The sequence below is a fragment of the Mycolicibacterium aurum genome, assembly GCF_900637195.1.
In the GTDB taxonomy this organism is placed as follows: domain Bacteria; phylum Actinomycetota; class Actinomycetes; order Mycobacteriales; family Mycobacteriaceae; genus Mycobacterium; species Mycobacterium aurum.
The window spans coordinates 4,830,816-4,857,561 of record NZ_LR134356.1 but is presented as its reverse complement, the minus strand read 5'-3'; the positions used below and the strand labels follow the sequence as shown (position 1 = coordinate 4,857,561).

Here is a 26,746-nt window from a genome sequence, read left to right as displayed (position 1 = left end):
GCCGAAGGTGTAAGACGTGGGGTATGGATGCTGCCACCTTGTTGAAATCCGTCCCCACCGGTTTGTGGATCGGCGGTGAGGAGCGCGAAGGCAAGTCGACGTTCGACGTGCTGGATCCGAGCAACGACGAAGTGCTGATCTCCGTTGCCGACGCGACGGCCGAGGATGCGAGCACCGCGCTGGACGTCGCATGCGGCGTGCAGGCCGAATGGGCCGGCACCGCCCCCCGTAAGCGCGGCGAGATCCTGCGATCGGTGTTCGAAGCGATCACCGACCGCGCCGACGACATCGCCGCGCTGATGACCATGGAGATGGGCAAGGTGGTAGCGGAGAGCAAGGGCGAGGTGACCTACGGCGCCGAGTTCTTCCGCTGGTTCGCCGAGGAGGCCGTCCGCATCGGGGGTCGTTACACCCCCAGCCCCGCCGGGAACGGGCGGATCATCGTCACCAAGCAGGCCGTGGGCCCGTGCTACGCGATCACGCCGTGGAACTTTCCGCTGGCGATGGGCACCCGCAAGATGGGTCCCGCGTTCGCCGCGGGCTGCACGATGATCATCAAGCCCGCGCAGGAGACGCCGCTGACGATGCTGCTGCTGGCCAAGCTGATGGACGAGGCCGGCCTGCCCAAGGGCGTGCTGTCGGTACTGCCGACGAGCAGCCCGGGCCCGGTCTCGGAGGCGCTGATCAACGACGGCCGGCTGCGCAAGCTGACCTTCACCGGATCGACGGGGGTCGGCAAGGCCCTGGTGAAGCAGTCGGCCGACAAGCTGCTGCGGACGTCGATGGAGCTCGGCGGCAACGCACCCTTCATCGTCTTCGACGACGCCGATGTCGACGCCGCGGTCGACGGTGCGGTGTTGGCCAAGATGCGTAACGGCGGCGAGGCATGCACCGCGGCCAACCGGTTCCACGTCGCCAACGCGGTGCGCGAGGAGTTCACCGACAAGTTCGTCAAGCGGATGAGCGAGTTTACGCTCGGCAAGGGCCTCGACGAGAACGCGACGCTGGGGCCGCTGATCAACGCCAAGCAGGTCGCCACCGTGACGGAGTTGGTGTCCGACGCGGTGTCGCGCGGCGCCACCGTCGCCGTCGGCGGGGTGGCGCCCGGCGGGCCGGGCAACTTCTACCCGGCCACCGTGCTCACCGACGTCCCCGCCGACGCGCGCATCCTCAAGGAAGAAGTGTTCGGTCCCGTCGCACCCATCGCCGGGTTCGACACCGAGGAGGAGGGCATCGCCGCCGCCAACGACACCGAGTACGGCCTGGCCGCCTACGTGTACACGAAGTCGTTGGATCGCGCGCTGCGGGTGGCCGAGGGGATCGAGTCCGGCATGGTCGGCATCAACCGCGGAGTCATCTCCGACGCCGCGGCGCCGTTCGGCGGAATCAAGGAATCCGGGTTCGGGCGTGAGGGCGGCATCGAGGGCATCGAGGAGTATCTCGACACCAAGTACATCGCCCTGACGCCCTAGCGTCCACGGGCAGACTCCGCGCGCGCCTTCCGGATTCGCCGCGCACCCGCCCCTAGACTTCCTTGCTCGGAGGCAGGGAAGGGGCCGCGACGTGACCGACGGCAGAGCCGTCACATCCGGTACCGACGGCATGGCTGCGGGCGCGGCTCCACTCCGGGTGGGTCCGCGCCGCTACGTCGGTCCGGGCCAGGCGATTCCCGCACTCGACGGAGTCCGCGCGATCGCCGTCCTGCTGGTGCTGGCCGACCACGGCGGCGTGCCGGGTCTGTCCGGCGGCTTCCTGGGCGTCGACGTCTTCTTCGTCCTCAGCGGATTCCTCATCACGTCGCTGCTGCTGGACGAGATCGGACGGACCGGACGGATCGGGCTGAAGAGCTTCTGGATCCGGCGCGCCCGCAGACTGCTCCCCGCCCTGCTGGTGATGGTGCTCGCCGTCGTCGCGGCGGCGGGCCTGTTCGCCGAGGAATCCACGGCACGATTGCGCGACGACGCCGTGGCCACGTTCTTCTGGATGTCGAACTGGATGTTCGTGTCGCAGAACACCGACTACTTCTCCCAGGGCGCGCCCGCGTCTCCGCTGCAGCACACGTGGTCACTGGCTGTCGAGGAGCAGTACTACGTCCTGTGGCCCCTGCTGGTCGCGGCTGCTGTCGCCGGATTGGCCGCGCTGGCGTACCGGCGTGGGCTCCCGCTCTCCCAGCGCGCGGTGCGCGTCGCGGTCTTCGGCCTGGCATCCCTCGGGATCGTCGCGTCGGCGTCGGCGACCTTCCTGCTCACCTCGGACGCAACGCTCAATCGCGTCTACTTCGGCACCGACACCCGGGTCCAGGCGCTGCTGGTCGGTGCGGCGGCAGCGGCGCTGCTGGTCCGTGACTGGCGGGGGCTGACCGCGGGTCTGGTGGTCTTCCGTTCGCGGTGGGCGCGGTGGCTCGCGTGGTCCCTTCCGGTGGTGGGACTCGTGGTGCTGTTCATGGCCGCGCGCATCGCGACGGGAAGCGCCGAGGAATTCCGCAGCGGACTGCTGGTGGTCGTCGCGGTCGCCGCGATTCTCGTGATCGCCCCGGTGGCGCTCGCTCAGGACGGGCCCGTCGCACGCCTGCTGTCGGTCGGCCCGCTCGTCGGCCTCGGCGCCATCTCGTACGGCGTCTACCTGTGGCACTGGCCGATCTTCCTCGTCCTCAACGGCGAGCGGACCGGCATCGCCGGCTGGCAGCTGTTCGCGCTGCGCTGCGCTGCGACGATCGCGCTCGCGACGCTGTCGTGGTGGTTGATCGAGCAGCCGATCCGGGAATGGCGCCCGGCGTTCGTGCCGATGCTTCCGCTGGCGGCGGCCACCGCAGCGACGGCCGCGGTGGTGACGATGACCGTGCTGCCGGTCCGGGTCCTGCCCGCGATGCCGGTCCCGGGTCCGCTGATCGACAATGCGGCGCTGGTCGGACCGGAGGTGGCCGTTGCGGTGCCGCCCGTCCGAACTCCCCGCGCCCCCGGCGATCTGCGGGTGGCGGTGTTCGGCGACTCCATCGCGTGGACGATGATGCGCTACCTCCCCGATACCCCCGGCATGGATTTCGCCGACTTCACCACGATCGGGTGCGGGATCGCCCGCGGCGGGCCTTACGAGTACGTGGGCCAGGAGCTGCCGCAGAAACCGGAGTGCGACGCGTGGCCGGCGCGGTGGGCCCAGCGGATCGGATACGAGAAACCCGACGTGGTGCTACTCGTCGTCGGGCGCTGGGAAGTGGTGGACCGGATGAACGAAGGCCGCTGGACCCACATCGGGGAGCCCGGCTACGACGCCTACCTGCGCAGTGAATTGAACCGGGCGCTGGACATCCTGTCCTCGACCGGGGCGAGGGTGGTCGTGACCACCGAACCGTACAACCGGCGTGCGGAGAAGCCGGACGGCAGTCTGTACCCCGAGGATCAGCCCATCCGCGTCGAGCGCTGGAACACGCTGTTGCGCAGCGTCGTCGAGATGCGCCCCAATGCCACGGTGCTGGACCTGAACAAGAAGCTGAGCCCCAACGGCTACTACCAGACCAGGGTCGACGGTCTGAAGGTGCGCAGCGACGGCGTGCACCCGACACCCGAGGCCGTCGAGTGGCTGACGCCGTGGCTGGTCGAGGCGCTCACACCGGAGTGATGCGCGCGCGCCGGATCTGCAGGGGTCAGTGGCCGAGGCGGCCGCGGCCCAGCCGCAACAGCAGCATGGCGAGGTTCTTGCCCTCTTCGCCGAGCACGCTGTAGCGCTCGATCACTTTCATCTCGCGGCTGTGCACCAGGCGGGTACCGCCCGAGGCCATCCGCGCCTTGCCGATCGTCTGTGAGATCTCGGTGCGCCGCTGGATCGCCTCGAGGATCGTCGCGTCGAGTTGATCGATCTCCTGGCGCAGCTCAGCGATATCGGGGTTGTCAGGCACCGTCAATGATCCCGTGGTTTCCGTCGTCATGTCGTTCTCCGGATTCTCCTGGTGTGAATTGTCTGGTCCGTCCGGTTTCGGGCCTCACACAAGAGACAAGCCCCGGATCCGGAAGCGGACCGCGGGGCTGGAGGGAAAGCAGCTAGACCACGGGCACCGCTGGCCGGTACCCGTAAAAAAATCGACGCTGCTGACCTTGCACTCAACGAGTGTGCCACTACGTGCCGTGGCAGCGCAAAGGTTGTCCCTGCGCAGCGGTAAGTTTGGTAACGATATGACTTCACCCTCCTTGTCCACTGTGCCGACCGGCACCGATGAACTCCTCGAAGGCCTCAACCCGCAACAGCGCCGGGCGGTCCTCCACGAGGGGACCCCGCTTCTGATCGTCGCCGGTGCCGGGTCGGGCAAGACGGCGGTGCTGACCCGCCGCATCGCGTATCTGCTGGCCGCCCGCGACGTCGGGGTGGGCCAGGTGCTGGCCATCACGTTCACGAACAAGGCCGCTGCCGAGATGCGGGAACGGGTGGTCCAGCTCGTGGGCCCACGGGCACGCAACATGTGGGTGTCGACATTCCACTCGACGTGCGTGCGGATCCTGCGCAATCAGGCCTCGCTGCTGCCGGGCCTGAATTCGAACTTCTCCATCTACGACTCCGACGACTCGCGCCGCCTGCTGTTGATGATCGGCAAGGACATGGGCCTGGACACCAAGCGGCACTCGCCGCGGCTGCTGGCCAACGGGATCTCCAACCTGAAGAACGAGCTGATCGGTCCCGAGCAGGCTGCGGCCGAGGCGTCGGAAGCCGAAGACGACCTGGCCCGCATCATCGCCACCGTCTACGCCGAATATCAACGCAGACTGCGGGCCGCCAACGCTCTGGACTTCGACGATCTGATCGGCGAGACGGTCGCTGTGCTGCAAGCCTTTCCGCAGATCGCCCAGTACTATCGGCGCCGGTTCCGGCACATCCTGGTCGACGAGTACCAAGACACCAACCACGCGCAGTACGTGCTGGTCCGTGAGCTGGTCGGAACCCAGGCTGCCGACGACGACATCGCCGGTGTCGCCCCCGCCGAGCTGTGCGTCGTCGGCGACGCCGACCAGTCGATCTACGCGTTCCGTGGCGCGACGATCCGCAACATCGAGGACTTCGAGCGCGATTACCCCAACGCCACGACGATTCTGCTGGAACAGAACTATCGATCGACGCAGACCATCCTCAACGCCGCGAACTCGGTGATCGCGCGCAACGCCGGCCGCCGCGAGAAGCGACTGTGGACCGACGCCGGCGACGGTGAGCTGATCGTCGGCTACGTGTCCGACAACGAACACGACGAAGCGCGTTTCATCGCGCAGGAAATCGATGCGCTGTCCGATTCGAGCAGTGACTTCTCCTACAACGACGTCGCGGTGTTCTACCGCACCAACAACTCCTCACGCGCCATCGAGGAAGTCTTCATCCGTGCCGGGATTCCCTACAAAGTGGTTGGGGGAGTCCGCTTTTACGAGCGCCGCGAGATCCGCGACATCGTCGCCTATCTGCGGGTGCTCGACAACCCCGGCGATGCGGTCAGCATGCGCCGAATTCTCAACACCCCGCGCCGCGGAATCGGCGACCGCGCCGAGGCGTGCGTCGCCGTCCACGCCGAGACCACGGGTGCCACCTTCAACGATGCCCTTGCGGATGCGGCCGAAGGCAAAGTGCCGCTGCTGAACTCGCGCTCGGCCAAGGCGATCGCCGGGTTCGTCGAGATGCTCGACGAGCTCAGGGCCGGACTCGAAGGCGAACTCGGCGATCTCGTCGAATCCGTGCTGGACCGCACCGGCTACCGCGCTGAACTCGAATCCTCGAGTGATCCGCAGGACCTGGCGCGCCTTGACAACTTGAACGAATTGGTGAGCGTCGCACACGAATTCAGCATCGATCTGGCCAACGCGAAGGCGCTGGCCGACGAGGATGGAGCCGAGCCGCAGGACGAGGACATTCCTGACACGGGTGTGCTCGCGGCCTTTCTGGAACGGGTGTCACTGGTCGCCGACGCCGACGACATCCCGGAGCACGGATCAGGCGTGGTGACGATGATGACGCTGCACACCGCCAAGGGCCTGGAGTTTCCGGTGGTGTTCGTGACCGGCTGGGAGGACGGCATGTTCCCCCACATGCGGGCGCTCGGCGATCCGGTCGAGCTCTCCGAGGAGCGCCGACTGGCCTATGTCGGCATCACCCGGGCCCGTCAGCGCCTCTATCTCAGCCGCGCCAAAGTGCGCTCGTCCTGGGGGCAACCGATGCTCAACCCGGAATCACGGTTCCTCCGGGAAATCCCGCAGGAGCTCATCGACTGGCGCCGCACCGAGCAGCCGGCGTCGAGGATGTCCGCACCGGTCGGCAATGCGGGCCGGTACGGCACACCGCGGCCGTCGCCGACTCCGTCACGGTCGGGGGCGGGCAAGCGCGCGCCCATCGTCCTGGAACCGGGCGATCGCGTCACCCACGACAAATACGGACTCGGCAGGGTCGAAGAGGTCACCGGTGCCGGCGAGTCCGCGATGTCGTTGATCGACTTCGGGAGCGCAGGCCGCGTGAAGCTGATGCACAACCACGCGCCCGTCACGAAGCTCTGATCAGCCGGTCCGGCTCCACCGTGCGGTGCCGGGCAGAGCCGCCGCCACGATCGAGGCCAACGGCAGCAGCGGCAACGCGAACACCAGCGCGGGCAGGCTCGCGCCCGCCACGAACAGGCTCGCGAAGATGAGTAACGCGATCACCGCGCCGACCACGATGAGCAGGCGCGCGGTCCGCCTTCGCAGCAGCAGCGCGACGACCCCGCTGATCGAGGCGGCCGCCGACACCGCGGCCAGAAAGCCGACAGCCACGCAGAACAGCGGGTCGGTGGCCCACCATCCGGTGATCAGGTCGGTCGCGATGACTCCGCTGGCCCAGCCGGACACGATGCTCAGCACAGCGGTGGCGATGGCCGGCCTGGCGTCGGCGCGCGCCGGCCGGGGTGGCCCGACCGCGGTGGGTGTCGCGCGCGGGACGATCTCGGTGGCCGGATCTGAGGCGGCTGGAAGCGCTCCGGTGGGATGGCGGCGCAAGATGCTCGTCGGTGGCTCAGCGGTGGCGCTGGCGGGCTGTGCACCGGTGTTCAGCGGCGCACGACGCAGGATTCGGGTACTGGTGTCGTCATCGCCCGTCGGGACGTCGGGCGTGGAGCTCAGTGGTGGTGGTTCGGCTACCGGGTCGTCAGGACTGGCCACTCAGCCAACGTAGCTGCCGGGGGCAAGCCCCCGCTTGGACAACCAGCCGACGGGATCGACGCGGTCCGTGCCCCCGAGGAGAACCTCGAAGTGCAGGTGCGGTCCGGTGGAATTCCCGCGGTTGCCCATGGTGGCGATCTGGTCGCCGGCCATCACCCGGTCGCCGACGCTGACCAGCCAGCTGTTGATGTGTCCGTACAGCGTCACGGTGCCGTCGGAATGCTTGAGCTTGACCCAGGCGCCGTATCCGGCGGTGGGGCCGGTGTCGATGACCACGCCGTCTGCTGCGGCCACGATCGGAGTGCCGATCGAGTTGGCGATGTCGATGCCGCCGTGCAGCACGCCCCAGCGATAGCCGAACCCGGAGGTCCACACGCCACGCGTCGGCATCGCGAACTGGGGGCGCGCCAGGCGTGCTTCCCGCTCGGCGCGCTCCTGGGCGAATGCGGCGGCCTTGGTGATCTCTTCGGCGTGGATGGCCGAGTTGGCGGCGGGGGTGACGGTGACGACCTGCATGCCGTCCACCGAGCCGGTGATCACGGCGCCGCCGCTGATGGTGCTCTGATCGGAGGCGAGCACGGTCTCGGCCGGTGCTTTAGGTGCGTTGTTGGTCATGGTGTACGCGCCTGCGGCGGTAGCTCCGACGGCCATGGCCGCGACCACCAGTCGACCTCTGACCGGCACTTCCTGCTTGCGGTGCTGGCCTTTGCCGCCGCGCATATCGATGATGTCGGTCTTTGCTGAGCCGTCGCTGACATCGGTGTGGCTGTCGCGGTAGGCGTGTGCGGCGACGCGACGTTCGGCGCGCGGCTGCGGGCGGAACTCGGCCGGAACGGCGAGGCGCAGCGGCGTCAGGTCGTCGGTGTGGTGCAGATCGTCGAGCTCGGGCGCGTGGATGACCTGGGCTTCGCGGTCAAATGCCGCGTGGGACAAGAACTCCAGATCGCTGAGCTGGGCGATCTCGCCGAATTCGTTGAACGGAATGATGTCGGTGGTTTCGGACGGACCGATGGGAAACCTGGGTACCGCGGCGGCTTCGGAAGACCGAGGCGAGCGATGCTGAGGCAACCTGAAACGTCCTTGTCGTCGTGATCAGACCGTTACTAAGACCAGTGGACGTTAACCAAAATCCAATCAAAGTGGCAACCCGAGCGCTTATTCCGCCCCGGAATGTGACTTGAATCACGACATGGGGGGCGGTGAGATCGACCACATGACCGGTAGGCGGTGGCAATCGGCGGCGCCGGTGTCGATACAGTTCCCCCGAGCCCGTCGGGCCACACATCTAGCCGCAGACAGACAGGGAATCTGGCAGAGTCCATGGACCTTTTCGAGTATCAGGCGAAGGAACTGTTCGCCAAGCACAACGTTCCCACCACTCCCGGACGCGTCACCGACTCCGCCGAGGACGCCAAGGCCATCGCCGAGGAGATCGGCAAGCCCGTCATGGTCAAGGCGCAGGTCAAGGTCGGCGGCCGCGGCAAGGCCGGTGGCGTCAAGTACGCCGCGACACCCGACGACGCGTTCACCCATGCGCAGAACATCCTCGGTCTCGACATCAAGGGCCACGTCGTCAAGAAGCTGCTGGTCGCCGAGGCCAGCGACATCGCCGAGGAGTACTACATCTCCTTCCTGCTCGACCGGTCCAACCGCACCTACCTGGCCATGTGCTCGGTCGAGGGCGGCATGGAGATCGAAGAGGTCGCGGCCACCAAGCCCGACCGCCTCGCCAAGGTGCCCGTCAACGCCGTCAAGGGTGTGGACCTGGCCTTCGCCCGTTCGATCGCCGAGCAGGGTCACCTGCCCGCCGAGGTGCTCGACGCCGCCGCCGTGACCATCCAGAAGCTGTGGGAGGTCTTCGTCGGCGAAGACGCCACCCTGGTCGAGGTCAACCCGCTGGTGCGTACCCCCGACGATCAGATCCTGGCGCTTGACGGCAAGGTCACCCTCGACGCGAACGCCGACTTCCGCCAGCCCGGTCACGCCGAGTTCGAGGACAAGGACGCCACCGATCCGCTGGAGCTCAAGGCCAAGGAGAACGACCTCAACTACGTCAAGCTCGACGGCGAGGTCGGCATCATCGGTAACGGCGCCGGCCTGGTGATGTCGACCCTGGACGTGGTCGCGTACGCCGGTGAGAAGCACGGCGGCGTCAAGCCGGCCAACTTCCTCGACATCGGCGGCGGCGCCTCCGCCGAGGTGATGGCCAACGGCCTGGACGTGATCCTGAACGACAGCCAGGTCAAGAGCGTGTTCGTCAATGTCTTCGGCGGCATCACCGCGTGTGACGCGGTGGCCAACGGCATCGTCCAGGCGCTGAAGATCCTCGGCGACGAGGCCAACAAGCCACTGGTGGTCCGCCTCGACGGCAACAACGTCGACGAGGGCCGACGCATCCTGGCCGAAGCCAACCATCCGCTGGTCGTACAGGCCGAGACCATGGACTCCGGGGCCGACAAAGCCGCCGAGCTGGCCAACAAGTAAGGGAGCCAACAAAAATGTCGATCTTTTTGAACAAGGACTCCAAGGTCATCGTCCAGGGCATCACCGGCGGCGAGGGCACTAAGCACACCAAGCTGATGCTCAAGGCCGGCACCCAGATCGTGGGCGGGGTGAATGCGCGCAAGGCGGGCACCACCGTCAAGCACGAAGACAAAGAGGGCAACGAGATCGAGTTGCCGGTGTTCGGTTCGGTCGCCGAGGCGATGAAAGAGACCGGCGCCGATGTGTCGATCGCCTTCGTGCCGCCGGCCTTCTCCAAGGACGCCATCATCGAGGCCATCGACGCCGAGATCCCGCTGCTGGTCGTGATCACCGAGGGAATCCCGGTGCAGGACAGCGCTTATGCGTGGGCCTATAACGTCGACAAGGGTGAGAAGACCCGCATCATCGGCCCGAACTGCCCCGGCATCATCACCCCCGGTGAGTCGCTGGTCGGCATCACGCCGAACAACATCACCGGCAAGGGCCCGATCGGCCTGGTGTCGAAGTCGGGCACGCTGACCTACCAGATGATGTACGAGCTGCGCGATCTCGGCTTCTCGACCGCCATCGGCATCGGCGGCGACCCGGTCATCGGCACCACCCACATCGACGCCATCGAGGCGTTCGAGAAGGATCCCGAGACCAAGCTGATCGTGATGATCGGCGAGATCGGCGGCGACGCCGAGGAGAAGGCCGCCGCCTACATCCAGGCCAACGTCACCAAGCCGGTCGTCGGCTACGTCGCGGGCTTCACCGCTCCCGAGGGCAAGACGATGGGCCACGCAGGCGCCATCGTCTCCGACGGCGCGGGCACCGCGGCGGGCAAGCAGGAAGCGCTGGAAGCCGCGGGCGTCAAGGTCGGCAAGACGCCGTCCGAGACCGCCGCCAAGGCACGGGAACTGCTGGAAAGCCTGTAACCCCAAGCACGCGAAAAGCCCCTGGAATCGCCAAGATTCCAGGGGCTTTCTCGTGGACGGGCTCTACAGGTGCTTGGCCAGGAACGTCTCGACGGCGTGATACATGTCGATGTTGTTGTCCGGGTTCACGAATCCGTGGCCCTCGTCCTCCTTGACCATGTACTCGACCGTGACTCCGCGGGCGCGCAGGGCCGCAACCATGTTGTCGGACTCGGCCTGTACGACCCGAGAATCGTTGGCGCCCTGCACGACAAGCAGGGGGGTGCGGATCTGGTCGACTTTGGTGATCGGCGAGCGGGCCAGCATATCGGCCTCCTGCTCGGGGTCCGACGGATCGCCGACATAGAGATTCCAGTTGTTGGCCAGGAATCGTCGGCCGACGTCGGGGAGTGTCCGCATGAAGTTGGGCAGGCTGGAGATCCCGACGTAGTCGATGGCGGCCGCGAAGACGTCCGGGGTGAACGTCACACCGACCAACGCGGCGTATCCGCCATAGGAGCCGCCGAAGATCGCCACCCGGTCGCGATCGGCGAAGCCCTGCTTGACCGCCCAGTCATGCGCGTCGATCAGATCGTCGTGCATCTTGCCGGCGAATTCCCCGATGGCAGCCTGGGTGAAGGCCTTGCCGTACCCGGTGGAACCGCGGAAGTTGACTTGCAGCACCGCATATCCGCGGTTGGCGAGCAGCTGCACGTCCGGCTGGAAACCCCAGCAGTCACGTGCCCACGGGCCGCCGTGCACCAGCAGGACCAACGGCAGGTTCTCGGGCTCTTGCCCCACGGGCAGGGTCAGATACGAATGCAGATCCAGCCCGTCGCGCGCCGTGATCGTGACCGGTGTCATGGGCGCGAGCGCGTCGGGATCCAGATGCGGGTACGGCCGGAACAACAGTCGACTCTCGCCGGTCGCATGATCGTAGAAATAGGTGACGCCCGGATCGCGGTCATGGTTGAAACTGACCACCCAGCGTTGCCCGCTGTCATCGCAGGACATCCCGGCCAGATCCCCGTCGGAGAGGTGGGTGAGCGCGTCCAGGATGACGGCGAAATCGTCGTCGAGAGCGTGGATCACCTGTCGCTCACCGTAATAGCGGGCGCCGATCAGTTCTCCGGTCCGCTCGCTGATGATCAACGGCGACGGCAGCTGTAGCTGCGCGCCCAGGTCGAGCGTCGGGTGACTGTCCACCTCGGTCTCCTCGCCGGTGGCCACATCGATGCGGGCCAGCCGGAGGCGGTCGCTGCCGTGGTAGGAGCCCAGCCAGATACCCGCGCCGTCGGGGGAGACGGCGATGGGGTAGATGCCCAGTGGATAGTCCCTGCCCTCGTACACCCGGATCGGCCGCAGCGTCTGGGTGCCGGGATCCCACATCGATATCTCGACATCGCCGTCGGCGGTCAGCGTGTTGGTGAACAGATCGCCAGTCGGCCCGCTGATCCAGCCGACGACGGTGCCGGGATTCTCGGCGAGCTGGGTGAGTTCGCCGGTGGCGATATCGAGCTCGTAGGCGTCGACCAGCTCGGGATTGCGCGCGTTGTGCGTGACGACGGCCTTTCCGGGGCGTGCCTTGAGCAGTTCGTAGGAGGCGCGCACCCTCGGGAACGGGGTCAGGTCCACGGCCGGGGCGTCCGGCGCATCGGGATCCACCCGGTAGACGTGCCAGTGCTCGTCACCACCGTTGTCCTGCATGTACAGCAGCCACCGCGAATCGTGGGTCCAGCTGTAGATGTACACGCTTCGGGTTTCGTCGGCGGTGACGCAGCGTGGCTCGGCGCCGTTGTTCGCGCCGTCGATGTCCTGCACCCACACGTTGAGGCGGTTTCGCCACGGCGCCAGGTAGGCGATGCGGGTCCCGTCGGGCGAGATCGTCGCGCCGGCGCGCTCAGGCGGGCTGAAGAAGTCCTCGACGGAGATGATCGGGGGTCGCGTGTCGGCGGCCATATCGTCCTCTCTCGGAGCGCGTGCAGTCGGCGGACCGGCGTACGCCGGCACGGAGATCGACTGCATCGCGCTGTCACTTAGTGACAAGCACACTGTGTCACTAAGTGACAAGACGGTCAAGCGGCCCTGGTCGGAGCGCGGGACCGTGCGTCAGCCGCCTCGGTACTGCAGGACCCGTCGCAGCAGGGGGTCGGCGAGGTCGTACCAGGATGTGCGACGGTCACCGTCGGTCTTCGACGAGGTGACCCACCGTTCACCCGCCAGCCGACCCAGAGCCGTCGACGCCGACTGGTTCGAAACGCCCACCGCGTCCGCGAGATCCGAGACCGAACGCGCACCCTGTCCGCGCGCGAGCTCGACCACGAGTCGTTGCGCGCTCGCCGGAAGCTGCCACAACTGCTGCTGATAGAGCGGCGCCAGCCGGTCCAGCAAGGCCTCGACGGCCGGTGACACGGCCTCCAGGCCTGCGACGTCACTGGTTTCGGCCAGCAGGTGCCACAGTCGCGGCCGGCCACCGATGATCTGGTGGACGGCGGCGACGCGGGCTCGACCCTCGTGCGAGCCGACGAACTCCGCGAGCTCCGCTTTGCCGCGACGCCGCGCCGCCCCGCGCAGCAGCGCTGCGGCGTTGTCGGCGGAAAGCTCGGGCAAGGTCTCGATGATGAACGACCCGTACCAGGGGTATTCGCGGGACGAGACCCCGGGGAACAGTGCCGGAGAGGTCCCGAGAACCGTTATCGCCGTTGAGGTCTCGACCCAAGCGCGCAGACTGCCCTGCCCTTTGGTGCCGATGGCCGCGAACACGCGGTCCAGGTTCTCGATCGCCAGCAGGATCATCCTGGCGCCGGCGGCGCCGATGACGAGCGCCTCGATTCCCACCGGATCCTGCGCTCGGCGCAAAGCCCGGGCCTTGTCGGTGATGTCGGGCCCGATCGCGCGGGCCATCTCGACGAGCAGATCGAGGTAGGAGCCGATGGCCAGGGAGTCCTCGGCGATCATGACCGGCAGCACGCGGTGCGCCGTCGAGGCGTCGGACAGGGCGCGGTACAGGGCCAGACGCAGAGTATGGGTCTTGCCTGCTCCGCGTGGTGCCACGAGCAGCGTGTGGGGCCGGGAGCCGTCACGCGCCGACGAGCGGATGCGTGCTGTGAGCGTGTCCAGCGGATCGGTCCGTCCGACCGTCATCGCCTCGAGCTCGGCGCCTTCGGCGGCAGCCGGTGTGAACAGTGGGGAAACGCTCACCGCCGCATGGCCTTCCACGCCCGCTGCAGCAGCGGAGAGGAGAATCTGTCGGTATCGCCGACGCGGGTGAGGTAGTGGTCGAGGGTGAGCCGTTCGATGAAGGACACCAGGTGTGCCCGTTCGGTGATCGGGTTGCCCTCGGTGCGGAGCCGCATGAGCACGGCATCGACATCCAACGGCCCGCCGGCATGAGCATAGATGTCGAGCAGGCCGGCGATCGCGTGCGCATCCGAGCCGTAGTAGTGCGGAAGACGATCTCGATAGTGCCGCAGATCCCACGGGTCGTAGGGGTTCTCGATGGCGTCGAGGACCAGCAGGTTGATCAGCTCTGGGTACGGTGCCACCTGCGTGTCCTGCCATGACCTGCCGGCCGCGGCGACAAGGTGCTGGATGTAGTACGGCACGTTCTCGGCGGCGGCGGCGATGGCGGCGGCGACCTCGTGCCGGTCGGTGGTCGGGATGCCGCTGCCGAGAAGGAGGCACTCGGCCAGGTAGGTGGCGTGATCGTGACGGATGGGCCCGACGGCGATTTTGGGGAGGTCGTTGACCGTGCTGGGGGCGTCGGCTGACACGTGATGAAAACCGATTGACCCCGACAGCACCGTCGCGACCTTGCCGGGGTGCTCCTGGCGGACGCGGCGGAGCAGGTGCAGGAACGTGTCGCCGGATCCGGCGCGAGCACGTTCGAGGTTGCGTGCCAGGACGCTGACCTCGTCGATGAACAGGGCCAGAATTCGACCGTCGGCCCGCCGGATCGCGCGGTCGAGCAACTCGTCGAGTGTCGCCGCGGCGCGGCCGTCCCGCTGAAGCTGGACGGGGCCCGCCGTCAGCGTGAGCCTGATCTTCGCGAGTTCCTGAGCCCAGGTGGGGTCCAGTCGGCCGAGCTCGGCCAGCAGGGCGGAGACGAATTCGGCGTAGGTCTCCCGCTCCGCGCTGACCGAGACGACGACAGCGCCCGCGTCGGTGGCCATCCGCTGGACGAGCCGGGACAGCGAGGTCTTTCCGTGCCTGCGATCGCCGACGAGGACTGCGCCCGAGCGCGGCAGCGCCGCGAGAACCTCGTTGGATTCCCGAACCCGGCCGACGACGTCTTCGGTCGGAACGACGCCGCCCACGACGAGGGACATCGGCCGTGGTTCCCAGTTCACCGGGCCGATTGTACGTCAGCTTCGATGTACAACAACATAGTTGTACGACAATCATGACGTGCTGTGGCCCGGAATTGCTGCACTGGAACGTGTTCTATTAGCCTCTCGAAGTAACTGGCGATGAGCGCTCGCGCGAAGAGCCGATGGGTGAGAGGACGCGCGCATGGCAGTTGATCCACGGACGCCGGTCATCGTCGGTGTAGGGCAGTTCACCGAGCGGATCGACGACCCCGCATATCGCGGGATGTCGGCGGTCGACCTCGCCGCCGAGGCGGCGCAGGCCGCCCTCACCGACACCGGGGCGGATGGCGCCGCTGTCGCCGCGGCGATCGACACCGTCTTCGGACTGCGGCAGTTCGAGATATCCGGCCCGATGCCCGCGACGCTGGGCAAGTCGAACAACTACCCGCGGTCGGTCATGCGGCGACTGGGCGGTGATCCCGCTCGGGTGGTGCTGGAGCCCGTCGGTGGCCAGAGCCCGCAGAAACTGGTCACCGAGGCAGGCAACCTCATCGTCGGCGGTGACGCCGACGTCGTGATGATCATGGGTTCCGAACCCGGCTCGACGGCCAAGTACTTCGCCACCAGGGATGACAAGCCCGATTTCACCGAAACCGTCGACGGTCAGCTCGAGGATCGCGGCCACCAGATCTACAGCTACATCGACGAATACACCGTCACGCACGGGCTCACCGGCGCGCCTGTGCAGTACGGACTGCTCGACAACGCCCGGCGCTCCCGGCTCGGGCTGGGCGTCCGGGAATACCGCCACCAGATGGCAGAACTGTTCGCCCCGATGTCCAAGGTGGCTGCCAAGAACCCCTTCTCGTCGTCTCCGGTCGAGCGCTCGGTCGAGGAGGTGGAGACGGTCACCGACGAGAACCGGATGATCTGCGACCCCTATCCGCGATTGCTCGTCGCGCGTGACACCGTGAACCAGGGCGCGGCGGCGGTGTTGATGTCGGTCGAGGCCGCCCGCAGACTCGGTGTGCCCGAAGAGAAATGGGTGTACCTGCACGGCCACTCCGATCTGATCGAGCAGGCACTGCTGGAACGGGTTGATCTCGGTGCAAGCCCCGCCGCGGTGCACGCGGCCCACGAGGCCCTGCGGGTGGCCGGTGTCGGCGTCGAGGACATCGCGACCTTCGATCTCTACAGCTGCTTCCCGTTCCCGGTATTCCTGATCTGTGAGACGCTCGGCCTCGCGGCGGATGACCCGCGGGGCTTGACGTTGACCGGGGGGCTGCCGTACTTCGGCGGACCCGGCAACAGCTACTCCCTGCACGCCATCGCCGAGACGGTCACCCAGATGCGGGACAAGCCAGGAGCATTCGGCTTCGTCGGAGCCAACGGCGGCATCATGAGCAAGTACTCGGTCGGCATCTACTCCACCGAGCCCGCCGACTGGCGTACGTCCCGCAGCGCGGAGCTGACGGCACAGGTCGCGGATCTGCCCACGGTGCCGGTGACGAAGGCGCCGGATGGGGTGGGAACCGTCGAGACGTACTCGGTGCGCTACGACTGGCCCGTGCGCACCGGCATCATCGTCGGCCGGCTCGATTCCGACGGCTCGCGATTCATGGCGACCACGGAGGACGCAGACCTGGTCTCGTTGATGTCCGACGGGGATCCGCTGGGCGCGCAGATCACTGTGACGCCGACAGAGAACGGCAACCGGGCGGTCCTGCGCTAGAACACCTCGACCGACAAAGTCGGGGCGAAGGCCGTTCTGTCCGATCCGGCCACGCCGTCAGAAGACGATCGTCGACGTCGGCGTGAGGACGAAACCGTGGTCACCGACCTGGCATGCCGTGGTGCCGTCGGGGCCGACTCCGCAGGTCGAGTCGCCTTTCTGCGCCGTAATCCTTGTCGAGGTCGGCAGGACGGGCGGCGAGCTCTGTTGAGGAGTCTCGAAGTCCGGATCAGGTGTCAACTGTTCGACGACGGCCGGTGCATCTCGTTCTGCGCGGATACTCCACAGCCCGGGACCTTGATCCGGTCGAGAGCCCCAACACCGGACCCACTCGGCATCAGGCGTCGGATAGGCGTTGTTGGAGCAGTGGAGTCCCGCTGCGGTGGTGAACGAAAAGCCTTGCATTCGAGGAACGTTGACGACTGCATACCTGCCGTAGTCGGCCTGGGCGTAGGACGACATGTCGGGAAATCCTGCCGGCGCGGATGGTGTAGGACTCGTGGAAGTCGGAGGCGGTTGCGGCGGCGGGGTGGCCGTGGCCACCTCATCGCCGTGGGGTCCGCAGCCGCTGAGTAGCAAAGCACCTGTCAACCACAGTGCAGTGAACGCGTGATGCATCAGAACAACTCCGTCGACGTGGCGGTGAGGAGGAACCCGTGTGGTCCGGCCAGGCACGCGAGGGCGACGTTGGAGTACGGGTAGCTCATCACGTACGTCTGCGTGTCGACGGGCGTGGACTGCGACAGATCCGGGAAGCCCGGCACCGGCGGCGGCGGGCTCGACGTGGTCGGTGCGCCCGTCACACTGGGGGTCGGGGTGCACGCTGCGAGGACGATCACGCACATTGCGGTGACGGCGGTGCGGAACCGCCAACCTCTCGTTCTCATCAGTACCCTCCCAAGCCTCGGGTGTCGGAGTTCTCGATCTCGATCAGTTCGGTGCCGTAGGGATTCCACAGCGACACGGAGGCGTCGACGGAGTTGCCGCCGGACAGCGGAGACTGGAACACACCGTAGGCGCCCGGCTGTGACGTAACCAGCTGTGGCGGAGTCCAATTCACGCCATCGGTCGACGAGCTCGTGAACAGGTTGCCCTTGTCGTCGTTGAAGGTCAGGAGAGCCTTGTTGTCGTAGAAGTGCACATTGGGCTCGCCTACTCCACTGAATCCGCCCGGCGGGCTGACGACGGGCGGGCTCCCGCCGGAGCCGTGACCCGTGGCGAACGAGTCGCCGTTCCAGTACTGGTACCTGGTCGGATTCTCGACGTCGGCCACCGGCACGCGCGCGACATGCATCCCGTCGTTGGCGCGGCCGTTCTCCGTTCCGTACATGTAGACGTATCCGTCGTCGCTTGGCGCAAAGCTCTGCACCTGAAAGGGATTGGTGCCGCCGCTGTTGTCCCACGCGGGCCCTGCCTTGGACCACGTCTTGCCGCCGTCCGTCGACTTCCACAGCTCGGAACTACGGGTGACCCAGCCGGGCTGTCCCGGCGGCGGATCAGGGTCCCACCGGTCGACGTTCATCACTGACGTGTACATGGTGTCGCCGACGTTGAAGGTCGACGTGGGAATCGTCGAGTCGTCACCCGGGGTGTTCGGGAACGGGTCGTTGACGACGTCGTCGACCACCCACTTGCCGTGCTCGTCCATCTTCCAGAAGATGATGTTGTTGTGGCCGCCAGGGTCTGAGCGCGGCCCCGGACCGCCACCTGGGCCCATGTTCGTCGCGGTGTCGCCCTGGATCGTGAACATCCGGCCGTCTGGAGTCATGCCCATGATCGACAGGTCGGTGTTCGGGACGCCGACCCCGCCCTCGCCGGTCGATGGGGCACCGGAACCGGCGAGGCTCTGCAACCACTGCACCTGATCGCTGTTGAGACTGTCCGGATCGATGCCGCCGGGAAACGGGTTGTTGCCGGGCAACCACCCGGCGTCGATGGCTGCGACGGCCTTCGCGACCGTCTGGTCCATGGTCAGGAACGCTTCGATCAACTGCTGGACGATCTTGGTGAACGTCGCCGCGATGGAGACCCACGGCGCCGTGTCATTCGGTGGTCGCGTCGTCACCACCCCCGCGTCCGACACCTCGAACATGGCCTCGGCGCTGTCCACCCAAGCGAGCAGGACCGCACGGATGGCGCCCAGGTTCTCGCCGCCGGACGTCATCGCTGTCGCCAGCGCGGCCAGCTTCTCGTGCTCGAGATACTGCTTCTGAAGGTGTCGGTAGGCGGCGGACACGGCCGCGCTCGCGGCGCTGCCGAACCAGCTGTCCTTCATCCGGTTCAGCGCCCGAACCTGTTCGCCGATCTCTCGATCGAGCTCACCGGCCCTTGTCTGCTGCGCGTGGCCCGCGTCGACGACCCCGTGCGGGTTCTGCCCGCGGATCATCGCAATGGACATACCGCCGTCTTGCTCCTCGCGCGCGCGTCCCAGCTGGTGTGCATTTCCCAGCCTAAGGCGCTCGCACGACCCCTCAGCGCACCAAATCAGGCCAGCGCGCTGAGCTTGCCCGCGAGGCGTTCGACGTAGGCCGCGACTTCGGATTCTGACTTGTCGGGCAACCCGAAGAGGACCTCGGTGACGCCGAGTTCGCGCCAGTGGGCCAGCTTTTCGGGGTCCGGCTTGAAATCCAGCGCGACGATCTGTGGAGCTCCGTCTCGGCCGGCCGCGGCCCAGGTGTCCTGCAGCAGCTTCACCGGCTCGTCGATGGTGAAGTCGCGCGGTGTGGTGATCCAGCCGTCGGCCGACTTCGCGATCCACTTGAAGTTCTTCTCGGTGCCCGCCGCGCCGACCAGGACCGGGATGTGGGACTGCACCGGCTTCGGCCAGGCCCAGGACGGACCGAACTTGACGAATTCGCCGTCGTACTCCGCTTCTTCTTCGGTCCAGAGCGCCCGCATGGCCTCCAGGTACTCGCGCAGCATTGTGCGTCGGCGTCCGGGCGGGACATTGTGGTCGGCCAGTTCATCGGTGTTCCAGCCGAACCCGACGCCGAGGGACACGCGTCCGCCGGAGAGGTGGTCGAGTGTGGCGATCGACTTGGCCAGCGTGATGGGATCGTGCTCGACGGGCAGGGCCACGGCGGTGGACAGCCGGACCCGGGAGGTGACCGCCGCGGCGGTACCCAGGGAGACCCACGGGTCCAGCGTCCGCATGTAGCGGTCGTCGGGCAGCGACTCGTCGCCGGTGGTCGGATGTGCGGCCTGGCGCTTGATCGGGATGTGGGTGTGCTCGGGGACGTAGAACGTCTCGAATCCGTGCTCATCGGCCAGTTTGGCGGCAGCCGCGGGAGCGATTCCGCGGTCGGAGGTGAACAGCACCAACCCATAGTTCATATCGAGAATTAGAACGTGTTCCAATCTGCGTCCGCAAGGGGGGTACCTGCGCGGCGACGCGCAGAGCTCGGCGGCCCGGACCGAACGCACCTTTCCTTCATCGCGATCGATACCGATGACCGAGGACCGCGGCGCCGCTTCGATGGCTCCATGACGACCGAACGCATCGCAGACCACGTCACGTTCGCCTACTGGGTGCCCAACGTCAGCGGCGGGCTGGTGACCAGCGACATCGACCAGCGCACCGACTGGAATTACGACTACAACGTCAAGCTCGCGCAGACCGCCGAGAACAACGGGTTCGAGTACGCGCTGTCCCAGGTGCGCTACGAGGCCAGCTACGGAGCCGAGTACCAGCACGAATCCACCAGCTTCAGCCTCGCCCTGCTGCTGGCCACCCAGCGTCTGAAGGTGATCGCCGCAGTACATCCGGGGCTGTGGCAGCCGGCGGTGCTGGCCAAGCTGGGCGCCACCGCCGACCATCTGTCCGGAGGCAGGTTCGCGGTCAACGTGGTGTCGGGCTGGTTCAAGGACGAGTTCACCCACCTGGGGGAGCCGTGGCTCGAACACGACGAACGCTACCGGCGCAGCGCCGAGTTCCTGCAGGTGCTGCGCAAGATCTGGACCGAAGACGAGGTCGACTTCCGCGGCGACTTCTACCGGATCCACGACTTCACCCTCAAACCGAAACCCCTGAACACCCCGGAGCGGCCCAACCCGGAGCTGTTCCAGGGCGGTAACTCCACGGCGGCGCGACGCAACGGCGGCCGCTACGCGGACTGGTACTTCTCCAACGGCAAGGACTTCGAGGGAATCACCGAGCAGGTGGTCGAGGTCCGAGACCATGCCAGGGACGCCGGCCGCGAGGTGAAGATCGGCCTCAACGGCTTCATCATCGCGCGCGACACCGAGAAGGAAGCACGAGAAACTCTGCGCGAGATCATCGACAAGGCCAACCGCCCGGCCGTCGAAGGATTCCGGTCGGCCGTCCAGCAGGCAGGTAACTCTGCCGCCGACAGGCGAGGCATGTGGGCGGATTCGACGTTCGAGGACCTGGTCCAGTACAACGACGGATTCCGGACCCAGTTGATCGGGACGCCCGAACAGATCGCCGAACGCATCGCGGCCTACCGTGCACGCGGGGTGGACCTGATCCTGGGCGGTTTCCTGCACTTCCAGGAGGAGATCGAGTACTTCGGTGCCCGGGTGCTCCCGCTGGTCCGCGAGATCGAGCGATCGGAGCACCACTCCCCAGCCTCGCCGGTGCCCGTGTCGGTGTGACAGCCGGCGCGGGGGCGAGGCGGGCGTCGAGGGCGTGACAGCCCCCCATCGAGGTGCGCTAGCGTGGTTCATCGAATCGCTCAGGCGGGTCAATCGCCGTCGCCGTGACTGTGTCGTCACCTATGGCGTCGCCGTCGTCCCGATGCCCGCACAGCACAGGAGAGGTCATGTCTTACCCACAAGGCGCACCCGGAGGGTCTGGATACCCGCCCGCTCAACAGCCGACGCCACAGTTCGGCACCCCGACTCAGCAGTTCAACACGGCGCCTGAGGCCGGCCCGGCCGCCGAAGGACCCAGCAAGCTCCCCGTGTTCCTGAATGCGGCCACCGCCGTGCTCGGTCTGCTGGTGTACCTGTCGAGCTTCGGTCCGCAGTTCTCGGTGGATGCCTCGGACTTCCCGGGTGTCGCCGAGTTGAGCGGGAGCTCGTTCGGCGTGCTGTTCGCCGTCATCGCCGCGGTGGTGGCCGGTCTGCTCGCCGCCGTCGGTCTGCTGCGCAAGCAGCCGAACTTCACCGCGGTCGTCGCGGTCGCAGCTGTCCTGGGTTTCCTGCTGGTTCTCGGCGACTCGGTCAACTCGCCCGCCGGAACGTCCATCGACTGGGGTCTCTACCTGGTCATCGCCTTCACGTTGCTGCAGGCCGCCGTGGCTGTCGTCGTGCTGCTGTTCGACTCCGGCGTCATCACCCCGCCCGTGCCCAGGCCCAAGTACGAACAACCGCAGCAGCAGTACGGCCAGTACCCCGGTCAGTACTACGGACAGCCGCACGGAGGTCAGCAGCACCAGGGCCCGCAACAGCAGCGGCCCGGTTACCCCACGCCGTACGGCGGCAGCACCGGTGGCTACCCAGGCTCCGGCCAGAACACCGGCGGCTTCCCCGCGTCCCCGCAGTCGGGTCCGCCCACGCCTCCCACCGGCTTCCCCACCTACGGCCAGCCGCCGGCGAGTAACGCGCCGACGACACAGGTTCCTACGCAACACCAGTCGCCGTCGTCCTCGCAGCCGGATCAGTCGTCGTAGTCTGAGCCGCGCGTGCGCGAACGTCGTGCGCCGCAGCGTCTGCGAGGAGCGGCCCAACCCGTGAGCACCCGGCCAGTCGGAACACGCCAGGCGCGTGAACTGCTGCGGGTCGCGTTCGGACCGTCGATCGTTGCGCTCGTCATCATCGCGGCAGTGGTCCTGCTGCAGCTGCTGATCGCCAACAGCGACATGACGGGGGCGCTCGGCGCGATCGCCAGCATGTGGCTGGCGGTGCACCAGGTTCCCGTGTCGATCGGCGGTAGCGCGCTGGGCGTGCTGCCCCTGCTGCCGGTACTGCTGATGATCTATGGCACAGCGCGCACCACGGCGGCGGCGACCACCAGCACGTCGTGGTTCGTGACACGGTGGGTGGTCGCCTCGGCACTGGGCGGCCCGGTACTGGTCGCCGCGATCTGTCTGGCCGTGATCCATGACGCCGCGTCGGTGCTCACCGAACTGCAGACCCCCGACGCGCTGCGCGCATTCGGCGGGGTTGCCGTCGTCCACGCGATCGGTGCGGTGCTCGGGGTGGGTGCGCGGACAGGGCGACGCCTGCTGATCTCCTCTCCGCTGCCCAACTGGCTTCCGGATGCGTTCCGTGCCGCCGCGGCCGGGGTGCTGGCGTTGATGGGGCTGTCGGGGGCGATCGTCGCGGGCTCGCTGATCGTGCACTGGTCGACGATGCACGAGCTGTACTCGATCACCGACTCGATGTTCGGGCAGTTCAGCCTCACGGTTCTGTCGGTGCTCTACCTGCCCAACGTGGCGGTCGGCGCGGCCGCGGTCGCGGTCGGCTCGAGCGCCCAGGTCGGGCTCGCCACATTCAGTTCGTTCACGGTGTTCGGTGGCGACATTCCCGCGCTCCCCGTCCTGGCGGCGGTCCCCACTCCGCCGCTGGGTCCGGTGTGGGTGGCGCTGATGATCGTCGCGGCGGCCTCGGCGGTGGCGCTGGGCCAGCAGTGTGCGCGCCGCCCGCTGCCACTGCCCGCCGCCGTGGCGAAGGTCGTCGTGGCCGCCGCCGTCGGCGCGGCCGTGATGGCACTGCTGGCCTACGCCGGTGGCGGGCCGCTCGGCAATTTCGGCGACGTCGGCGTCGATCAGACCACGTTCGCGCCCGCGGTGTTCCTGTGGTTCGTGGGCATCGGCGCGCTCACCGTGGTCATGTCGGGCGGGGTGCGCCCCCGGGCGCGCAAGCCCGCGGCCGCGGTGATCGACGAATCGGACGAGGTGGACGAGGTAGACGAGGATGCGATGACGCCCGCGGCGGACTCCGATCCCGGTGACCAGGCCGACCCGGTCACCGCGGAGATGCCCACCGAAGTGCTGTCGCACGAACCCGAGCCGCAGGAGCCGCGAACCTCGGCGATTGTCCAGCCTGCCGACGAGGACACCGCGCCGGAGAGCAGCCTGGCGCCGGAGTATCTGGAACCGGCGGACTTCGACCCTGAGGACCACTTCGTCGTCGACGACGACGGCAGCGTCGCCGCAGACGGAGAAGACCGCAGCAGCGAGCGCGAACGTGGCGACCACTAGGATTTCAGCGTGCAGCCTCAGGCCCGCGGACGCGAGGAGCGATCCAGCATCAGCGGACACGGGCAGCCTGCCGTCCTGAGTGTGCCCCCGAGCGCCCCGGCGCGGCTGGTGGTCCTGGCCTCCGGCGCCGGGTCGCTACTGGCCTCCCTGCTGAAATCCGCCGTCGGCGACTTCCCGGCACGAGTGGTTGCCGTGGGAACCGACCGAGTCTGCGGCGCGCTGGGCATCGCCGCTGATGCGTCGGTGCCCACCTTCACCGTCGCGCTGGCGGACCATCCGGACCGCAGCGCGTGGGACACGGCCGTCGCCGATGCGACGGCTGCACACCACCCCGACATCGTGGTGTCCGCCGGGTTCATGAAAATTCTTGGACCAGGGTTTCTTTCACGCTTCCCCGGGCGGGTGCTCAATACCCATCCCGCGCTGCTGCCGGCCTTCCCGGGCGCGCATGCGGTCCGGGATGCACTGGCCTACGGCGTGCGTGTCACCGGCTGCACCGTGCACCTGGTGGACGCAGGTGCCGACACCGGCCCCATCATCGCCCAGCAGGCGGTGCCGGTACTCGACGGCGACGACGAGTCGACTCTGCACGAACGGATCAAGATCATCGAAAGACAGCTTCTGGTGGACGTGGTGGCCGCGATGGCGACCCGCGGTATCACCTGGACGGGACGAAAGGCGACCCTGGGATGAGTGACAGCGAAGGTCTTTTCCGCCGGCCGATTCGGCGGGCACTGATCAGCGTGTACGACAAGACCGGTCTGGTACCGCTGGCGCAAGGATTGCACGACGCAGGCGTCGACATCGTGTCCACCGGATCGACGGCGAAAACCATTGCCGGAGCCGGTATCCCGGTGACACCTGTCGAGGAGGTGACCGGCTTCCCGGAGGTCCTGGACGGCCGGGTCAAGACTCTGCATCCTCACGTCCATGCCGGATTGCTGGCCGATCAGCGCAAGCCCGAGCATGTTTCGGCGCTGGCCCAGCTCGGGGTGGCGGCCTTCGAGCTCGTCGTGGTGAACCTGTACCCGTTCACCCAGACCGTGAATTCGGGGGCCAGTGCCGACGAATGCGTCGAGCAGATAGACATCGGCGGCCCGTCGATGGTGCGTGCGGCCGCCAAGAACCACCCCAGCGTCGCGGTGGTCGTCGAGCCGCTGGGCTACGACGGTGTGCTGGCCGCGGTGCGATCGGGTGGCTTCACCTATGACGAGCGGAAGAAGCTGGCGGCGTTGGCATTCCGTCACACCGCCGAGTACGACGTGGCGGTGGCGTCGTGGATGGAATCGGTCCTGGCCCCGGAGAGTGGCACCGAGACGCCGGCACTCACCCCGTGGCTGGGTGCCACGTTCCGGCGCACCGCCGTCCTGCGTTACGGCGAGAACCCGCACCAGCAGGCGGCGCTGTACTGCGACGACGGCGGGTGGCCCGGCCTGGCGCAGGCCGAGCAGCTGCACGGCAAGGAGATGTCGTACAACAACTACACCGACGCCGATGCGGCCTGGCGTGCGGCGTTCGACCAGACCGACACCTGCGTGGCGATCATCAAGCACGCCAACCCGTGTGGGATAGCGATCTCGTCGGTGTCGGTGGCCGACGCGCACCGTAAAGCCCACGAGTGTGACCCGCTGTCGGCGTTCGGCGGCGTGATCGCGGCCAACTCCGAGGTCACCGTCGAGATGGCCGAAACCGTCGCAGGCATCTTCACCGAGGTGATCATCGCGCCCGCGTACGAACCGGGCGCAGTCGAGGTGCTGAAGGGCAAGAAGAACATCCGGGTTCTCGTGGCCGCGGAGCCGCAGGTCGGCGGCACCGAGTTCCGGCAGGTCAGCGGCGGACTGCTGCTTCAGCAGCGCGACGCGCTCGACGCCGCAGGCGATGATCCGAACAACTGGAGCCTGGCCACCGGCACGCCCGCCGACACCCAGACGCTCACCGATCTGGTGTTCGCGTGGCGCACCTGCCGCGCGGTCAAGTCCAACGCGATCGTCATCGCCAAAGACGGCGCGACGGTCGGCGTGGGCATGGGCCAGGTCAACCGCGTCGACGCGGCCCGGCTGGCCGTGGAGCGGGCCGGCGACCGCACCCGCGGCGCCGTCGGCGCCTCGGATGCGTTCTTCCCCTTCCCTGACGGGCTGCAGACGCTCATCGATGCGGGGGTCAAGGCGGTCGTCCATCCCGGCGGATCGGTCCGCGACGACGAGGTCACCGCTGCCGCCGAAGCCGCGGGCATCACCCTCTACCTCACCGGCGCAAGGCATTTCGCGCACTGACGAATGGCTTGACAATGATGACCATGCGGCACAGTCCGTCAGCTCCGCGTCTGCGTCGTGGCGCCGTTGCCATGGCCGCGGTACTCGCGGCACTCCTGCTGCCCTCGTGTACGCGGGTGATCGATGATGCGCGGGGGGTCGCTGCCGAGCCAGGCCAGGTGTTCGGTGCGACGGCGTCGGAGGCTGCCTGTACGCCGGTCGATGCCGAACTCGTCGACATACCGCAGCCGGCAGGTTCCTCCGGGGTCGCCGATCCGGTGCTGCGCATCCCTCAGCCGGAGGGCTGGAACAGGATCAGCAGCCTCGACTCGGACATGATCCGGTTCGTCATGCGCAACGACGGGCTCGCCGCCGACGGGCTGGCGCCGACCGCGGTGGTCACGTTGGAGTCGCACCGGGGCGAGATCTCGCCGGAGAAGTTCTTCGCCGAACAGCGCAGGCAGGTGGGCCAGCTGGGCGTGACCGATCTGACGCTCACCGACACGACGCTGTGCGGGCTGCCCGCCGTCCGCGGCCACTACCTGTCACCGCTGATGGGTACCGCAGGGCCGCGCCGGGCCGATCTGCTCAGCGCGGTCATGTTCACCAAAGGCAGAACGTACGGTGTGGCGGTCACTGTGCAGAGCGCCGACGAGGACGATCCCGTATATCGGCAGGAATCGGAGGAGATTCTCGACGGTTTTCAGATGCTGCCCCCGGGCAGTGGCTGAGGTCAGTCCACCCCAACTTGAGCG

Annotated in this window: 22 protein-coding genes; 12 read left to right on the top strand and 10 right to left on the bottom strand. The window is 67.5% G+C overall.

The features are described 5' to 3' along the window. Positions 1-23 precede the first annotated feature (23 nt). Both EL337_RS22845 and EL337_RS22840 read left to right on the top strand, forming a co-directional pair. Positions 24-1,472, top strand: a complete 1,449-nt coding sequence (locus EL337_RS22845; protein ID WP_048632800.1) for an NAD-dependent succinate-semialdehyde dehydrogenase — start codon at positions 24-26, stop codon at positions 1,470-1,472. Positions 1,473-1,602: 130 nt separating this feature from the next. After that, a complete protein-coding gene (locus EL337_RS22840) occupies positions 1,603-3,615 on the top strand; it encodes an acyltransferase family protein (RefSeq protein WP_048632967.1) in 2,013 nt (670 codons plus the stop codon). Positions 3,616-3,640: 25 nt separating this feature from the next. Here EL337_RS22840 and EL337_RS22835 read toward each other — a convergent pair whose 3' ends face one another. Continuing rightward, the gene (locus tag EL337_RS22835) at positions 3,641-3,922 is read right to left on the bottom strand and encodes a chorismate mutase (protein WP_048632801.1); all 282 of its coding nucleotides are present in this window, start codon (positions 3,920-3,922) and stop codon (positions 3,641-3,643) included. Positions 3,923-4,166: 244 nt separating this feature from the next. Here EL337_RS22835 and EL337_RS22830 point away from each other — a divergent pair, with 244 nt between their 5' ends. Continuing rightward, positions 4,167-6,515: a UvrD-helicase domain-containing protein gene (locus tag EL337_RS22830; protein WP_048632802.1), complete on the top strand. Its 2,349-nt coding sequence runs from the start codon at positions 4,167-4,169 to the stop codon at positions 6,513-6,515. Here the strand turns inward: EL337_RS22830 and EL337_RS22825 are convergent, their stop codons facing one another. Next, the gene (locus EL337_RS22825) at positions 6,516-7,112 is read right to left on the bottom strand and encodes a hypothetical protein (RefSeq protein WP_048632968.1); all 597 of its coding nucleotides are present in this window, start codon (positions 7,110-7,112) and stop codon (positions 6,516-6,518) included. Positions 7,113-7,151: 39 nt separating this feature from the next. Continuing rightward, a complete protein-coding gene (locus tag EL337_RS22820) occupies positions 7,152-8,219 on the bottom strand; it encodes a M23 family metallopeptidase (protein ID WP_048632803.1) in 1,068 nt (355 codons plus the stop codon). A gap of 252 nt (positions 8,220-8,471) precedes the next feature. Here EL337_RS22820 and sucC point away from each other — a divergent pair, with 252 nt between their 5' ends. After that, positions 8,472-9,635, top strand: a complete 1,164-nt coding sequence (gene sucC, locus EL337_RS22815; protein ID WP_048632804.1) for an ADP-forming succinate--CoA ligase subunit beta — start codon at positions 8,472-8,474, stop codon at positions 9,633-9,635. A 14-nt stretch (positions 9,636-9,649) separates the two neighbouring features. Continuing rightward, positions 9,650-10,552, top strand: a complete 903-nt coding sequence (sucD, locus tag EL337_RS22810) for a succinate--CoA ligase subunit alpha (protein ID WP_048632805.1) — start codon at positions 9,650-9,652, stop codon at positions 10,550-10,552. 63 nt (positions 10,553-10,615) lie between these two features. Here the strand turns inward: sucD and EL337_RS22805 are convergent, their stop codons facing one another. The 3 genes from EL337_RS22805 to EL337_RS22795 form a co-directional block, all read right to left on the bottom strand. Next, positions 10,616-12,490 carry a S9 family peptidase gene (locus tag EL337_RS22805; protein WP_048632969.1) on the bottom strand — a complete coding sequence of 625 codons (1,875 nt, stop codon included), beginning with the start codon at positions 12,488-12,490 and terminating at the stop codon, positions 10,616-10,618. Between the two features lie 150 nt (positions 12,491-12,640). Next, a complete protein-coding gene (locus EL337_RS22800) occupies positions 12,641-13,732 on the bottom strand; it encodes a MarR family transcriptional regulator (RefSeq protein WP_048632970.1) in 1,092 nt (363 codons plus the stop codon). Further along, positions 13,729-14,859: an ATP-binding protein gene (locus EL337_RS22795; protein ID WP_048632806.1), complete on the bottom strand. Its 1,131-nt coding sequence runs from the start codon at positions 14,857-14,859 to the stop codon at positions 13,729-13,731. Before EL337_RS22795 ends, EL337_RS22800 begins: the two co-directional genes overlap by 4 nt. A 184-nt stretch (positions 14,860-15,043) precedes the next feature. Here EL337_RS22795 and EL337_RS22790 point away from each other — a divergent pair, with 184 nt between their 5' ends. After that, positions 15,044-16,573, top strand: coding sequence for an acetyl-CoA acetyltransferase (locus EL337_RS22790; protein WP_048632807.1), 1,530 nt, complete (start codon positions 15,044-15,046; stop codon positions 16,571-16,573). 57 nt (positions 16,574-16,630) lie between these two features. On the opposite strand, the gene EL337_RS22785 is transcribed toward EL337_RS22790, so the two are convergent. The 4 genes from EL337_RS22785 to EL337_RS22770 form a co-directional block, all read right to left on the bottom strand. Next, entirely contained in the window at positions 16,631-17,035 is a 405-nt protein-coding gene (locus tag EL337_RS22785) for a hypothetical protein (protein WP_048632808.1), read from the bottom strand. Between the two features lie 155 nt (positions 17,036-17,190). Then, positions 17,191-17,460, bottom strand: a complete 270-nt coding sequence (locus EL337_RS22780; RefSeq protein WP_048632809.1) for a hypothetical protein — start codon at positions 17,458-17,460, stop codon at positions 17,191-17,193. Next, positions 17,460-18,971: a DUF5005 domain-containing protein gene (locus EL337_RS22775; protein ID WP_083443093.1), complete on the bottom strand. Its 1,512-nt coding sequence runs from the start codon at positions 18,969-18,971 to the stop codon at positions 17,460-17,462. The genes EL337_RS22780 and EL337_RS22775 overlap by 1 nt, the downstream gene beginning before the upstream one ends. A gap of 86 nt (positions 18,972-19,057) precedes the next feature. After that, a complete protein-coding gene (locus tag EL337_RS22770; RefSeq protein WP_048632811.1) occupies positions 19,058-19,906 on the bottom strand; it encodes an LLM class F420-dependent oxidoreductase in 849 nt (282 codons plus the stop codon). 150 nt (positions 19,907-20,056) lie between these two features. Between EL337_RS22770 and sfnG the strand changes: the two genes are divergently transcribed. From sfnG to EL337_RS22740, 6 genes are all read left to right on the top strand, one after another. Then, complete coding sequence (gene sfnG, locus EL337_RS22765; RefSeq protein WP_048632812.1) at positions 20,057-21,187, top strand: dimethylsulfone monooxygenase SfnG; 1,131 nt, start codon at positions 20,057-20,059, stop codon at positions 21,185-21,187. 167 nt (positions 21,188-21,354) lie between these two features. After that, on the top strand, positions 21,355-22,206 hold the full coding sequence (locus EL337_RS22760) for a DUF5336 domain-containing protein (RefSeq protein WP_048632813.1): 852 nt from the start codon (positions 21,355-21,357) through the stop codon (positions 22,204-22,206). Between the two features lie 60 nt (positions 22,207-22,266). Then, positions 22,267-23,739, top strand: coding sequence for a cell division protein PerM (locus tag EL337_RS22755; RefSeq protein ID WP_048632814.1), 1,473 nt, complete (start codon positions 22,267-22,269; stop codon positions 23,737-23,739). A gap of 48 nt (positions 23,740-23,787) precedes the next feature. Continuing rightward, positions 23,788-24,432, top strand: a complete 645-nt coding sequence (gene purN / locus EL337_RS22750) for a phosphoribosylglycinamide formyltransferase (protein ID WP_048632971.1) — start codon at positions 23,788-23,790, stop codon at positions 24,430-24,432. Then, positions 24,429-26,012 carry a bifunctional phosphoribosylaminoimidazolecarboxamide formyltransferase/IMP cyclohydrolase gene (purH, locus tag EL337_RS22745; protein WP_048632815.1) on the top strand — a complete coding sequence of 528 codons (1,584 nt, stop codon included), beginning with the start codon at positions 24,429-24,431 and terminating at the stop codon, positions 26,010-26,012. The genes purN and purH overlap by 4 nt, the downstream gene beginning before the upstream one ends. 23 nt (positions 26,013-26,035) lie before the next feature. After that, positions 26,036-26,722: a hypothetical protein gene (locus EL337_RS22740; RefSeq protein WP_048632972.1), complete on the top strand. Its 687-nt coding sequence runs from the start codon at positions 26,036-26,038 to the stop codon at positions 26,720-26,722. Positions 26,723-26,746 lie beyond the last annotated feature (24 nt).

Excerpts from the sequence above, each read along its gene's own strand:
- EL337_RS22845 (WP_048632800.1), top strand. The coding sequence starts at position 24 with ATGGATGCTGCCACCTTGTTGAAATCCGTCCCCACCGGTTTGTGGATC.
- EL337_RS22840 (WP_048632967.1), top strand. The coding sequence starts at position 1,603 with ATGGCTGCGGGCGCGGCTCCACTCCGGGTGGGTCCGCGCCGCTACGTC.
- EL337_RS22835 (WP_048632801.1), bottom strand. The coding sequence starts at position 3,922 with ATGACGACGGAAACCACGGGATCATTGACGGTGCCTGACAACCCCGAT.
- EL337_RS22830 (WP_048632802.1), top strand. The coding sequence starts at position 4,167 with ATGACTTCACCCTCCTTGTCCACTGTGCCGACCGGCACCGATGAACTC.
- sucC (WP_048632804.1), top strand. The coding sequence starts at position 8,472 with ATGGACCTTTTCGAGTATCAGGCGAAGGAACTGTTCGCCAAGCACAAC.
- sucD (WP_048632805.1), top strand. The coding sequence starts at position 9,650 with ATGTCGATCTTTTTGAACAAGGACTCCAAGGTCATCGTCCAGGGCATC.
- EL337_RS22805 (WP_048632969.1), bottom strand. The coding sequence starts at position 12,490 with ATGGCCGCCGACACGCGACCCCCGATCATCTCCGTCGAGGACTTCTTC.
- EL337_RS22795 (WP_048632806.1), bottom strand. The coding sequence starts at position 14,859 with ATGTCCCTCGTCGTGGGCGGCGTCGTTCCGACCGAAGACGTCGTCGGC.
- EL337_RS22790 (WP_048632807.1), top strand. The coding sequence starts at position 15,044 with ATGGCAGTTGATCCACGGACGCCGGTCATCGTCGGTGTAGGGCAGTTC.
- EL337_RS22785 (WP_048632808.1), bottom strand. The coding sequence starts at position 17,035 with ATGTCGTCCTACGCCCAGGCCGACTACGGCAGGTATGCAGTCGTCAAC.
- EL337_RS22780 (WP_048632809.1), bottom strand. The coding sequence starts at position 17,460 with ATGAGAACGAGAGGTTGGCGGTTCCGCACCGCCGTCACCGCAATGTGC.
- EL337_RS22775 (WP_083443093.1), bottom strand. The coding sequence starts at position 18,971 with ATGTCCATTGCGATGATCCGCGGGCAGAACCCGCACGGGGTCGTCGAC.
- EL337_RS22770 (WP_048632811.1), bottom strand. The coding sequence starts at position 19,906 with ATGAACTATGGGTTGGTGCTGTTCACCTCCGACCGCGGAATCGCTCCC.
- sfnG (WP_048632812.1), top strand. The coding sequence starts at position 20,057 with ATGACGACCGAACGCATCGCAGACCACGTCACGTTCGCCTACTGGGTG.
- EL337_RS22760 (WP_048632813.1), top strand. The coding sequence starts at position 21,355 with ATGTCTTACCCACAAGGCGCACCCGGAGGGTCTGGATACCCGCCCGCT.
- purH (WP_048632815.1), top strand. The coding sequence starts at position 24,429 with ATGAGTGACAGCGAAGGTCTTTTCCGCCGGCCGATTCGGCGGGCACTG.
- EL337_RS22740 (WP_048632972.1), top strand. The coding sequence starts at position 26,036 with ATGCGGCACAGTCCGTCAGCTCCGCGTCTGCGTCGTGGCGCCGTTGCC.